This is a genomic window from Psychrobacter sp. (genome assembly GCF_041554015.1).
Taxonomy (GTDB): Bacteria; Pseudomonadota; Gammaproteobacteria; order Pseudomonadales; family Moraxellaceae; genus Psychrobacter.
This window is the reverse complement of record NZ_JBFFMS010000051.1, coordinates 1-11,614: the sequence shown is the minus strand read 5'-3', so window position 1 is coordinate 11,614 and position 11,614 is coordinate 1. Positions and strand designations below refer to the sequence as shown.

General features: G+C 43.6%; 12 protein-coding genes. 9 read left to right on the top strand and 3 right to left on the bottom strand.

What is annotated here, in order from left to right:
- Positions 1 to 699 (top strand): IS256 family transposase (locus tag ABYU67_RS11030; RefSeq protein WP_372845153.1); only part of this gene is annotated, 699 nt, incomplete at its 5' end.
- Between the two features lie 107 nt (positions 700 to 806).
- Here the strand turns inward: ABYU67_RS11030 and yaaA are convergent.
- Positions 807 to 1,607, bottom strand: a complete 801-nt coding sequence (gene yaaA / locus ABYU67_RS11025) for a peroxide stress protein YaaA (protein ID WP_372845151.1) — start codon at positions 1,605 to 1,607, stop codon at positions 807 to 809.
- 557 nt (positions 1,608 to 2,164) lie between these two features.
- Here yaaA and ABYU67_RS11020 point away from each other — a divergent pair.
- The 6 genes from ABYU67_RS11020 to ABYU67_RS10995 all read left to right on the top strand — a co-directional run bounded on the left by ABYU67_RS11020 (position 2,165) and on the right by ABYU67_RS10995 (position 6,772).
- The gene (locus ABYU67_RS11020) at positions 2,165 to 3,322 is read left to right on the top strand and encodes an NAD(P) transhydrogenase subunit alpha (protein WP_372845149.1); all 1,158 of its coding nucleotides are present in this window, start codon (positions 2,165 to 2,167) and stop codon (positions 3,320 to 3,322) included.
- 114 nt (positions 3,323 to 3,436) lie between these two features.
- Positions 3,437 to 3,772, top strand: a complete 336-nt coding sequence (locus tag ABYU67_RS11015) for a proton-translocating transhydrogenase family protein (RefSeq protein ID WP_372845155.1) — start codon at positions 3,437 to 3,439, stop codon at positions 3,770 to 3,772.
- Positions 3,769 to 5,169: an NAD(P)(+) transhydrogenase (Re/Si-specific) subunit beta gene (locus ABYU67_RS11010; protein ID WP_372845147.1), complete on the top strand. Its 1,401-nt coding sequence runs from the start codon at positions 3,769 to 3,771 to the stop codon at positions 5,167 to 5,169. Before ABYU67_RS11015 ends, ABYU67_RS11010 begins: the two co-directional genes overlap by 4 nt.
- Before the next feature lie 165 nt (positions 5,170 to 5,334).
- Complete coding sequence (locus ABYU67_RS11005) at positions 5,335 to 5,880, top strand: acyl-CoA thioesterase (protein WP_372845145.1); 546 nt, start codon at positions 5,335 to 5,337, stop codon at positions 5,878 to 5,880.
- Positions 5,881 to 5,996: 116 nt separating this feature from the next.
- A complete protein-coding gene (iscX, locus tag ABYU67_RS11000) occupies positions 5,997 to 6,206 on the top strand; it encodes a Fe-S cluster assembly protein IscX (protein WP_198336823.1) in 210 nt (69 codons plus the stop codon).
- A 65-nt stretch (positions 6,207 to 6,271) separates the two neighbouring features.
- Positions 6,272 to 6,772: a GyrI-like domain-containing protein gene (locus tag ABYU67_RS10995; RefSeq protein WP_372845143.1), complete on the top strand. Its 501-nt coding sequence runs from the start codon at positions 6,272 to 6,274 to the stop codon at positions 6,770 to 6,772.
- A gap of 123 nt (positions 6,773 to 6,895) precedes the next feature.
- Here ABYU67_RS10995 and dapE read toward each other — a convergent pair whose 3' ends face one another.
- Together dapE and ABYU67_RS10985 are read right to left on the bottom strand one after the other, a co-directional pair.
- A complete protein-coding gene (gene dapE / locus ABYU67_RS10990) occupies positions 6,896 to 8,119 on the bottom strand; it encodes a succinyl-diaminopimelate desuccinylase (protein WP_372845141.1) in 1,224 nt (407 codons plus the stop codon).
- 77 nt (positions 8,120 to 8,196) lie between these two features.
- On the bottom strand, positions 8,197 to 8,958 hold the full coding sequence (locus ABYU67_RS10985; protein ID WP_372845139.1) for a 2OG-Fe(II) oxygenase: 762 nt from the start codon (positions 8,956 to 8,958) through the stop codon (positions 8,197 to 8,199).
- A 129-nt stretch (positions 8,959 to 9,087) separates the two neighbouring features.
- On the opposite strand from ABYU67_RS10985, the gene ABYU67_RS10980 reads away from it, so the two are divergent.
- Together ABYU67_RS10980 and pssA are read left to right on the top strand one after the other, a co-directional pair.
- Entirely contained in the window at positions 9,088 to 9,963 is an 876-nt protein-coding gene (locus ABYU67_RS10980; protein WP_372845137.1) for a 23S rRNA (adenine(2030)-N(6))-methyltransferase RlmJ, read from the top strand.
- A gap of 10 nt (positions 9,964 to 9,973) precedes the next feature.
- Complete coding sequence (gene pssA / locus ABYU67_RS10975; protein WP_372845135.1) at positions 9,974 to 10,921, top strand: CDP-diacylglycerol--serine O-phosphatidyltransferase; 948 nt, start codon at positions 9,974 to 9,976, stop codon at positions 10,919 to 10,921.
- The last annotated feature ends 693 nt before the right edge of the window (positions 10,922 to 11,614 follow it).

Here is an 11,614-nt window from a genome sequence, read left to right as displayed (position 1 = left end):
GTACGCCAAGACAAGCAGATCATCAACAAGGCGATCTATCTGGCGCTAGGCGTGGGACTTGATGGTAGAAAAGAGCTGCTTGGCATGTGGCTATCAGAGAATGAAGGCGCTAAGTTCTGGCTTGGCGTTCTCACTGAACTACAAAACCGCGGGGTACAAGATATCCTAATCACTTGTGTCGACGGTCTAAAGGGCTTTCCTGATGCCATCAATACGGTTTATCCAAACGCTCAGGTCCAGCTTTGCATTGTTCATATGGTGCGCTATTCGATGAAGTTCGTGCCGTGGACAGATAAGAAGGCAATAGCGGCTGATTTAAAGGCCATCTACGGCGCTGATACGCTTGAGATGGCAGAGGCCAACCTTGAGCACTTTGATGAAGTATGGGGCAAAGAGTACCCGCATGTCATCAAGTCTTGGCGCAATAACTGGGAGGGCTTAACGGTGTTCTTTGAGTATCCGAAAGACATCAGAAAAGTGATTTATACTACTAATGCGATAGAATCATTGAACAGCGTGATTCGGACAGCGGTGAATAAGCGTAAGGTGTTCCCATCTGATCAGGCAGCATTCAAGGTAGTATATCTGGCAACCCAGCAGGCCTCTAAAAAGTGGTCGATGCCCATCCGTAACTGGACGTCTGCTCTGAATCGCTTTATGATTATGTTTGATGACCGTATCAGTAAGCATTTAATCTAAAGGGCAGTTACACAGAATTCGGGATGGGCTCATGAACTTACCCCCATAAGTTGGACACAACTTATAGGGGCATTTTTATGCGCAGTAAGTATGTTTTAGTCAAATGATTAAGCATCTGCTGCATCTCGTCTAAACACCCATGTCTTATCATCAGATACATCTGCACAATAATAATATCTTGCCAAATCAAACTGCTTTAACTGCTCAGCCTTGGTCAGCTTATTATCAGCAGCATATTTCACCATGAGCCCGCGTGCTTTTTTAGCATAAAAGCTAATCACTTTATATTGCCCATTTTTCTCATCTTCAAATCGTGGTGTGATAATTTCAGCATTTAGCGCTTTCTTTTTTATTACTTTAAAGTACTCATTAGAAGCAAGGTTCACCAAAACCTTATCTTTACTATCAGTCATGCGCGTATTAATAATCTGAGTGACTTCTTCGCCCCAAAATTTATAGAGATTATCACCGCGCTCATTTTTTAGCTTGGTGCCCATCTCTAGACGATACGGCTGGATTAAATCCAGCGGTTTTAGCACGCCATAAAGCCCTGACAAAATACCTAGATGTTCATTGACGTAAATAGCGGTTTCCTTGTCCATGTGATACATATCAAGCCCGCTATACACATCACCATCGAACAAATAACCCGCTGGTTTGGCGTTATCGTCAGTAAAGGGGGCATTGTTGCTCCAAGCCCAGTCTTGATTACGCTTGGCATTGAGCTGCGCTAAGTCATCGGAGATACTCATCAGCTCCTGCAAATCAATCGGCTCTTTAGATTTCAATGTTTTCATAAGCGTTTGCGCGTGGTCAATCAGCTCAGGTTGGCTATAGTAATGGCCAACATTTACTGGGACAGCGTCTTTTTCATTGAGTGACTTGGCAGGGGAGAGCAAAAAATACATGATTATTCCTTATGATATGGATCAATAACTATCAAATATAGGGTTCAGTTTTCTTATTATACGGCATCCATAAGTTTAACTTGACTTGATGGCCATCGTTTTGTATTTTTAGGTATTATTATAAAAATATTTTATGAGTTATAAGGTTATGCATGCTTTTATTTATGGTTATACATTCTAATCATTTATGGATGTTAAGTATTTCTAGGTATTAGGCGTTATTTTAAAAAGCAAAAGGTAGCAATATAACAATAAAAGTTATGCTAATGTTCTAAGTAGCCAACTTTTATTTTACTTGCTGGTCATCATTAGACAATGAAAGTTGGCAGACGATATCTCTATAATAAAACGGCATGATGGTAAACCAGCCATCATTTATTAAATTGATAATCTTTGGTCTTAAGTGGTAAACCAGCCCTGACCAGAGATTTTTTTGTCCCCTGTGCTTTTTACAGGCGCGTTAAGGTTAAAGAGTTAAGTAAAAGTTAAGCATTAAAAGGTTGAGGTATTAGACAGATATTAGACGTAAGTATAGTCACTAGACGTAAGGAGACGGTATGAAAATCGGTGTTATTAGTGCAGATAGCGCAAGCGAAAGTCGGGTCGCGCTAACCCCAGATGCAGTAAAGAAGTTACGCAAACTTGGGTTTGAGGTGGTCATTCAGTCAGGCGCAGGTCAAGCCTCTTATTATGCAGATGCGTTATATCAAGCAGCGGGTGCTGATATTGCCAACAGTAGCATTGACGTCATCAATCAGTCGCAGATTATTACCACCGTCAATGATTTGCCGACGTCAACGACGGCTGCTTTAACCGCTGGTCAAATTATCATCGGTATGCTTGATCCTTATCGAAATACCCAACTCGATACGTATGCTGCTAAAGGGGCTACCGCCTTCGCCATGGAGCTGCTGCCACGTACCTTATCACGTGCGCAGAATATGGATGTCTTGTCCTCGCAAGCCAACCTTGCTGGTTATAAAGCCGTCTTACTAGCGGCCAATGAATATTCGCGCCCGTTCCCGATGTTTATGACCTCAGCAGGGACAGTAAAACCTGCCAAAGTCGTTATCCTAGGCGTCGGGGTTGCAGGGTTGCAAGCGATTGCCACGGCCAAGCGTTTGGGCGCTGTCGTTGAAGCCAGTGATTTACGTCCGACTGCCCGTGAGCAAGTAGAGTCACTCGGTGGTAAATGGCTTGATGTGCCGATGAGTGCAGAGGAGGCAGAAACCGCTAAATCTACCGGTGGCTATGCGTGGACGCCATCAGAGCAATATATCAAAGACCAAGCCGCTGTCGTGGACAAGGCGCTTAGTAATGCCGACATCGTTATTACCACTGCCCAAATTCCGGGGCGTAACGCGCCGCGCTTGGTGCATCAATCAACCATCGCTAAGATGAAAGCGGGTTCGGTGCTGATTGATATGGCGGCTGGCACCGGCGGTAACGTTGAGGGCAGCGTGCCCGATAAAACCATTACCACGGCAAATGGCGTACGTATCGTCGGGGCGGCCAATATTCCCTCACAGCTTGCCGCGCAGTCTTCAGACTTATATGCCAATAACCTTGTTAATTTTATCACCACTTTAATTGCGCCTGCCGCGACAGATGACGCTTCAGCGAAGACACTGGCATTAAATGTAGATATGAATGATGAGATTCAAGGCGCGTTGGCGGTGACACATGACAATCAAATACGCCTTGCTAAACGCTGAGTCTTGAGCCTCAAGGCTTGACTATTTCATTACCTACATTTGCCAGATATGAAACAATTTTAGGAGGATAAGATGATTGCCACTATTTTAGCGGCAGCGCCAGCCGGTGCGGCCATGAGTAGCACGCCCTTTGTAGCAATTTTCACCGTATTTGTACTTGCAATTTTTGTCGGATATTACGTCGTTTGGGGCGTCACCCCTGCGCTGCATACGCCATTGATGGCCGTCACCAATGCTCTATCAAGTATCGTCATCGTCGGTGCCATGTTGCAAACCGTCACTATCGATGGGTCAGTATTTACGCCGACCAGTTTGCTTGGGGCGTTTGCGGTGTTTTTAGCCAGTATCAATATTTTTGGTGGTTTCGCTGTGACTGAGCGTATGCTGTCAATGTTTAAGCCAAAAGTAAAAAAAGCCGTAGTAACCACAGATACTGGGGGTGACGCATGAGTGACTTATCAAATATGATTGCGGCAAATGCAGACTGGTTTTATCTTATCGGTGCCATTCTTTTTGTCTTAACCTTGCGTGGTTTATCGAGCCCAAAGACGGCCATTCGTGGTAACCGCTTCGGTATGGTGGCGATGGCGATTGCGGTCATCACGACATTCTTCTTGGCAGAGGGCCCTGTGCTTTGGTTGATTATCGGTGCGATGATATTGGGTGCGATCGTCGGTATGTGGAAAGCAAAAACGGTCGCCATGACCCAGATGCCAGAAACCGTAGCTTTGATGCATTCATTTGTCGGTTTGGCAGCGGTGGCGATTGCACTAGCGACAGTATTGCATACTGAGCAAGCACATGGCGCGGTCGCACGAGTAGAGCTGTTTATCGGTTGCTTTATCGGTGCGATTACTTTTTCAGCGTCGGTTTTTGCCTTTGGTAAATTGGCGGCGAAAAGCTGGGCAAAAACCTTGGTTGGCGGCTGGGTTAAACCTGTCCAAGCACTGTTGTTTATTGCGATGATTGCTTTTGGCGGCATGTATTTCGTCACTGACTCGTTACCTGCGTTTTATGCCATGGCTGTGATTGCAGTTATCTTTGGTTGGATGTGGATTGCGCCAATCGGCGGCGGCGATATGCCAGTGGTGGTATCACTATTGAACTCATTCTCAGGTTGGGCGGCAGCGGGTATTGGTTTTACTCTTGGTAACTCAATGCTCATTATTGCAGGTTCGCTAGTCGGTTCATCAGGTGCGATTTTATCTTATATCATGTGTAAAGCCATGAATCGCTCATTACTCAACGTCTTATTTGGCGGTATGGGAACGACAGCTGCGGGTGCAGGCGGCGATGATGGCGCGCCAAAGAACTATAAAGCAGGCTCAGCAGAAGATGCAGGCTTTCTTATGGCCAATGCTAGCAGTGTGGTCATTGTACCGGGTTATGGTATGGCACAAGGTCGGGCACAAAACGCGGTTAAAGAGCTATATGAGCTATTAAAGGATGAAGGGGTTAACGTGCGTTTTGCCATTCATCCAGTCGCTGGTCGTATGCCAGGACATATGAATGTACTCTTGGCAGAAGCGGATGTACCCTATGATGATATTCTTGAGATGGACGAGATTAACTCTGATTTTGCCAGTACCGATGTGGTGTTGGTGATTGGGGCAAACGATGTTGTCAATCCATCGGCGAAAGATGATCCATCGTCGCCAATCTTTGGTATGCCGATCTTAGAGGTGACCAAAGCGCAAACCGTTATGGTTATCAAACGCTCTATGAGCACAGGTTATGCAGGACTTGATAACAGCTTGTTCTATATGGATAAAACCATGATGATCTTTGGTGATGCCAAGAAGATGGTCGAAGAGATGGTGCGTAGTATCAATGGCGCTGGTCATTAATCTTTAAAGTCAGCTTTTAGATATAAATTACTAAACTTACGCTTTGCCATAAAAAAGTCACTGTATAAAAAGTCACTATGGTGGCTTTTTTGCGTTAAGGTAGGCAGCATTTATATTCAACGATATAAAATCATGATTAAATAATAATAGTTAAGAGACTTTTTTATGAATATGTTGATACGTTTTTTTATTATGATCAGCTTATTAAAGCAGCAGCTTAAGCAAAAATCAGTGGGTGAAAGCCTAAGTGTTGAGACACTAACAGCACCAACTGTGCGTCAGTATCGGGTATTACCGCACGACATGGGCTTTCGAGATCATCTGCCCAATTATCGTTATCTATCTTTTATCGAATTAAACATCACCAACTGGCTCATGGCATGCTGTCATCAAAAGGGTCTCAAAAATCTTGGCTGGATTATCGCCATGCAGGAGATGGTCTACCTTAAACAAATTAAGTTTTTAGATAAGATGACAGTAAATAGTAAGGTGGTTGGTTGGGATAAAAAATACGTCTATTTTGAACATCGGTTTTTTGTCAAAAGCCAGCTAATGGCAGTCGGTATGACCAAATTTGTCTTGACCAACAAGCAAGGTAAGTGCGCAACTGAGATATTGGATATGACGGGTGAGCAGCTAAATGATGTTATTGAGTCATGGAATACGCACCAGATAGCCATCAAAGCTGCCCAATCTACTGAGTCAACTTAATCAACGCAGGCTGTATAACCAACTTGCCTATAATCCTACGATGAATTTTGGTAGGATAGCGCATATATATTTTATAATGCCATTTTATAAAAATGATTGAGAAATAAGGAGCTACCATGACCCCGCAAAAGTTAAAATGGACAGACAGCTTAGATATCGCTATTGAGCTTTATGAAAAATTCCCAGAGATTGATCCGCAGTACATTCGCTTTACCGATTTGCATCGCTGGGTAACTGAGCTTGAAGGCTTTGATGACGATCCGCAAAGATCAAATGAGGGCATCTTAGAAGCGATTCAAATGAATTGGATTGATGAAGCTGACTGACGCATCGTTTATACTATTTTTAAATCATCAATACCATCTCAAACCAAAACAGGATATAAAGTCTAATGACTGCACCAATCCAAGAGCTAACAGAATCGCAAACTTGCACAGGCATTAGCGTACGCACCACCAACAGCGCTGAAATCAGCCATGAAACGGCAAAGCTTGGCAAACTATGGCAAAAGTTTTATCAAACTCATATGAGTAACATTCCTGAGGGCGAAGATATTTATGGTATCTATCATAACTACGAGAGCGATGACTTGGTCGGTGCTTTTGATGTTGTGGCCGGTTGGAAAGTAGATAGCGAGCAACCGCAGTCAGATAGTGGCGCTAATACCAAGAATAGCACGTTAGTCAGCGTAGATATCCCTGCAGGAAAATACATGGTGTTTGCAGAACACGGCAATATGCCTAATACCGTGATGAATGCGTGGGAAAAAGCGTGGACATATTTCAATGACCCAAGCTGTGAACACACGCGCACGTATCATGTCGACTTTGAGCGTTATGTCGAGGGTAAATTAGAATATGGTCAAGTCGAGCTGTATATCGGTATTGAGTAAGGCCACAAGGTTCAAGATAAAATAAGCAGTATGTTTGAGAAAAGAACAACATAAAAGACATTGTTATCAATAAAAAAGCGCCAAACCTGATTCAGATTTGGCGCTTTTTTTTATTAATGCTAACTAATCTAATAGTAAATTTACCAAAATTCCTTCATAAATCTGCGCCAATTTCCCTAAGTCGTCTACTTCAACCTTTTCATCAACCTGATGGATCGTCGCATTACGTACACCAAGCTCAACGACTTGCGCACCTGTCGGCGCGATAAAGCGACCATCTGAGGTACCACCTGAGGTTGACAATGTCGTATCGGTTCCGGTCACAGACTTGATGGCTCGCTGACATGCTGAGACCAGTTTACCTTCAGGCGTTAAAAATGGCTGACCAGATAACTTCCAGTCGATGTGATAGCTGGCTTTACTGTTCTCAAAATATTTATCAAAGATCGCATGGGTTTTTGCTTTCAATTCTTCTTCAGTCGTTTCTGTAGAAAAGCGGAAATTAAAGACCGCTTTTAAGGTTTCAGGTATGACGTTGGTTGCGCCCGTGCCACTATTGATATTAGAGATTTGCAGGGAAGTGGCAGGGAAGTAATCATTGCCATTGTCCCATGTAACGTTGGTCAATTCTGCGAGTGCCGACATAGCCGCATGTATAGGGTTTGAAGCAAGATGCGGGTAGGCAACATGACCTTGTTTGCCAGTGACGGTAAGTACTGCTCCGAGTGAGCCACGGCGACCATTCTTGATGATATCGCCTAAGGTATCGGTACTGGATGGTTCACCAACCAAGCAATAAGTGATTTTCTCATTGCGCGCTTCTAGCGTTTCTACTACTTTCACTGTGCCGTTAATGGACGGTCCTTCTTCATCTGAGGTGATTAAAAAGGCAATTGAGCCATTATGCTCAGGATGATTGGCAACGAAACGCTCAGCAGCGATGGTAAACGCAGCAATACCAGTTTTCATATCAGCGGCACCGCGCGCCCACAGATAGCCATCTGCAATGGTTGGGGTAAATGGCGGATAGGTCCAGTTTGCCTCATCGCCTGTTGGGACGACGTCAGTATGACCTGCAAAGCAAATGACTGGATTGGATGTACCGCGACGCGCCCATAAGTTTTTAACTTCAGCGTGTTCGCCTTTTGCTTGTCTATCGCCGTAATACATAAACTCGCAGTCAAACCCTGCTTTTTGCAGACGCTCTGATAATATATCTTGGCAGCCATCATCATCTGGGGTGACGGACGGGCGCTCAAGTAAGGCGATACTCAAATCCAATGTTGCTTGTTGATGAGATGTTTGTTGAGGAGACTGAGAAGTTAAGTTGTTATCAAAATCTGACATGAGAAGCCTTTTTTATTATAGAGGGTTAAACAGTATGGTTAGATGTAGCTGGTAACAGCATCTGAGTATTATAGTATTTAAATAACGTCTTCAATAAATGGCACTAGACCATCACGGCGCATCCAAGTTGCAATAGAGTAACGCTGACGCTGAGCGATTTGCACCTGATGTTGTAGGTCACTATCAAATAACACCAGACGATTGGCAAAAGGCATCACATTGTGATGGACACCGTGTTTGTCAACGACTTCTAGTGCGCCGCCATCATTCGCTGTCCAGTCATCATTCAGATAAAACACCGCAGAGATAACGCGTTCATTACGCCCAGCTGGATTGTCACTATGCCATTGATAGCCGAAACCTACGGGATAGCAAGCATAATGCGCTTCACTATGGCGAATACCCGCGTATAAGCTTTGATTGAACAAGGTAGCAAGCGCATTGATACTATGCAGGTAATAATATCCTGCAAAAAAATCTTTGGTGATCCAGCGTATCTTATCGCCGCGAATATCACTAATACGAATACCCGCCGTTAGCTCTGCATCACGATAGTCGATGAAGCCACTTTCTGCTTGTAGTGCCAATAAGGCTTTTTGCTCAAAGACATCATCAATAAGCAGCCAACCATGATCAACAAGCGCATCCAACTGTGTGTCTGTCAGCTTGTGTTCCCAATTGACATCAAAGTCAGAAGCTTGTAATAGATGCTGGGTTGGTGGCGGCTGTTTGCGATTGAGGCTATCATTAGAGGGAGACAATAAAGGCGGATTGTCCTTGCCTATTGGATTATCAACCACCAACGTTGTCACTTCAAGATTGCTAATAATCTTCGTCATTTTGTCTCGCTACCGTTCATTATCTATCATTACACTGCCAATCTCTGCCTTTTTACCAAAACCATCGTTATCTTTTAGCCATCCTATGCTACCATAGATGCAATTTTTCTTATTTAAAATTTTGAGATTATGAATTATAAACACGCCTATCATGCTGGTAACTTTGCCGATGTGGTCAAACACATTTTATTGGTACAACTACTGAATCAAATGGGGCAAAAAAACAAACCCTTTTATGTGCTTGATGCTTATGGCGGTCGTGGACTGTATTCGCTCGGCAGTGAAGAAGCTCGCAAAACGGGTGAAGCCAAAGGTGGTATCCAAGCCTTGGTAAAAGCCGATGTCGAAAAAGCGCCAGCTGCTGTTAAAGACTATATGGAAGGTATCAAGCAAGCCCGTTTTACCTATGACAAAAAAGTCTATCCGGGTTCGCCTTGGTGGATTGCCCATCATATCGAAAAGAACCCAAATGCTGGCGTGCGCGGCGAGGCATTTGAAGCTAAAGCCAGTGAATATGATGCCTTGAACTATCAGCTGCATAAATTGCCTATTGGTATTCATCATCGCAATGCTTTTGAAGGGATTGGTGCTGTGATTCCGCCAAAAGAAAAGCGTGGTTTGATCTTTTTAGATCCTCCTTATGAGCAGGAGCATAAAGATTTTACCCGTCTGATTGATTTGTTGGTGCACTCTTATAATAAATGGCCACAGGGCACTTATGCGTTATGGTTCCCGATCAAAAACATCGATGCGGTTGAGCTGTTCTACAAAAAGCTTAAGCGTACTGAGATGCGACGTCAGCTGATTTGTGAGCTAAACATCTATCCAAAAGATATCGCTGTCGGTCTAAATGGCACAGGTTTACTTGTGATCAATCCGCCGTGGCAGTTCGATAACCAAGCGCGTGAGATACTACGATTCTTACAGCCGATATTAAAAGTTGCTGATGCACCAGATTTAACCCCTGATAGTGCAACCACCGTCCGCTGGTTGGTTGGCGAATAAGGATATTGTTATGACGACTGATCAATCATCACCTAGCCTTGGAAAAAACAATCTTGCGAAGGGCAGTCTGGTCACTGATAAAGTGGTGAATGACGGTTTGATCAAAGAGCCCTTATTAAAAGACAGCGCTGCTACTCAGCCACCTTTTGTGGATGAGCATGATTTCGATATTCGCTTGGCGGATAACGAGAGCTATGATGGGCTGACGTTTGAGGTGATTGAAGCAGAAGTCGCTGAAGGCAAACGCGTGGTCAGTCGCGGTGTTTATTTAGCGCCCAACTTGATCACCACGTTATCGCTGCTGTCAGGATTTTATTCTATTTTAGCCAGTACCCAAGGTGAGTTTTATAAAGCATCATTGGCGATTTTCTTATCCGCTATCTTAGATGGCGCAGATGGGCGGGTTGCGCGTATGCTCAATGCGCAAAGCCCCTTTGGCGAGCAGTATGATTCGCTTGCCGATATGCTAGCCTTCGGTGTCGCACCAGCAATCCTCATTTATAGCTTTGCGCTACAGCCGTTAGGTCGTATCGGGCTTGGCTGTGCGTTTGTCTTTACTGCTTGCGCTGCCTTTCGTCTGGCGCGTTTTAATGTTCAGATTGGTGAAGTCGATAAAAAGTACTTTGTTGGTTTAGCCAGTCCGCTTGCCGCTATTTTGGTCACCTCAGCTGTTATGGTTGCCGTTGATCACAATCAATGGATCGGGCAATATGATACACCTGTGATGTTCTTGTTTGCTGCTTGGGTCGTTATTTGCGGTTTGCTGATGGTTAGCAACGTCAAATACTATAGCTTTAAAGAGTTTGATAAGAAGAAAGTCCCGTTTGTGGTACTTATCCTTGGTGTGTTGGTCATGAGTATCGTGTTATATGATATTCCTGTCGGCATTTTAGCGATTGGTGTTATTTATGCCTTGTCAGGTATTGTTAGTACCTTACAGGCTAAAGCAACTATATAAGACTCGCTAACATCATTATATTAAGGAATTTACCGATAGGTAAGTTCCTTTTTTTATACGCTCTTAATATAAGTAAATATAGTGAATTCAATATTCAAGCGATACAGCTAGACTGGGATGAGTTTTACGCAGCCTCTGTCGGCATAGGCACGGCAAGCCAGTAAAATCCATCCCAGTTCCGCGTTGCAATATAACGTCTCTGTTTTATTTAGAATTGACTATATTGGCATGTGTTTTTAATGGATTTCTAGAGCCTCTATATGTCTTACTTCTAAAAAAACATAAAGTTCAGAAAAGTTAGTTAAGGTAAAAGACAATTATTTAAATTCCTCTTAACATAAATTGCCAGTGTTAACAGTCAGTTAGAGGGATAATTTGACTTAGCGACATAATAAATCAACATTGTTGATAAGTTTCCCTTGACCCCATCCATAAACAGCGTATACTGCCCACCAGTTGAAAGGGCAAGCGGCTTGGAAAGTGGATTACCACCGACCTTTGATAGCCAAGCTATTAAGTAGCCAGCATATTAATTTTAGATTCATTGAAATTAAAATAAAATACCTCTTGACTTAATAATTAAAGCGTCTATAATACGCACCTCATTAAGACGAACCGGAAGCAGCTACTGTGTGATTACACAATAACTACCCCGTTAACTTAACGAAACAAAACAAGAAAAGAAGTTGACAG

Coding starts and splice junctions, on each gene's coding strand:
- iscX (WP_198336823.1), top strand. CDS start 5,997: ATGACCCCGCAAAAGTTAAAATGGACAGACAGCTTAGATATCGCTATT.
- ABYU67_RS10985 (WP_372845139.1), bottom strand. CDS start 8,958: ATGACGAAGATTATTAGCAATCTTGAAGTGACAACGTTGGTGGTTGAT.
- ABYU67_RS11015 (WP_372845155.1), top strand. CDS start 3,437: ATGAGTAGCACGCCCTTTGTAGCAATTTTCACCGTATTTGTACTTGCA.
- ABYU67_RS10980 (WP_372845137.1), top strand. CDS start 9,088: ATGAATTATAAACACGCCTATCATGCTGGTAACTTTGCCGATGTGGTC.
- ABYU67_RS11020 (WP_372845149.1), top strand. CDS start 2,165: ATGAAAATCGGTGTTATTAGTGCAGATAGCGCAAGCGAAAGTCGGGTC.
- pssA (WP_372845135.1), top strand. CDS start 9,974: ATGACGACTGATCAATCATCACCTAGCCTTGGAAAAAACAATCTTGCG.
- ABYU67_RS11010 (WP_372845147.1), top strand. CDS start 3,769: ATGAGTGACTTATCAAATATGATTGCGGCAAATGCAGACTGGTTTTAT.
- ABYU67_RS11005 (WP_372845145.1), top strand. CDS start 5,335: ATGAATATGTTGATACGTTTTTTTATTATGATCAGCTTATTAAAGCAG.
- yaaA (WP_372845151.1), bottom strand. CDS start 1,607: ATGTATTTTTTGCTCTCCCCTGCCAAGTCACTCAATGAAAAAGACGCT.
- ABYU67_RS10995 (WP_372845143.1), top strand. CDS start 6,272: ATGACTGCACCAATCCAAGAGCTAACAGAATCGCAAACTTGCACAGGC.
- dapE (WP_372845141.1), bottom strand. CDS start 8,119: ATGTCAGATTTTGATAACAACTTAACTTCTCAGTCTCCTCAACAAACA.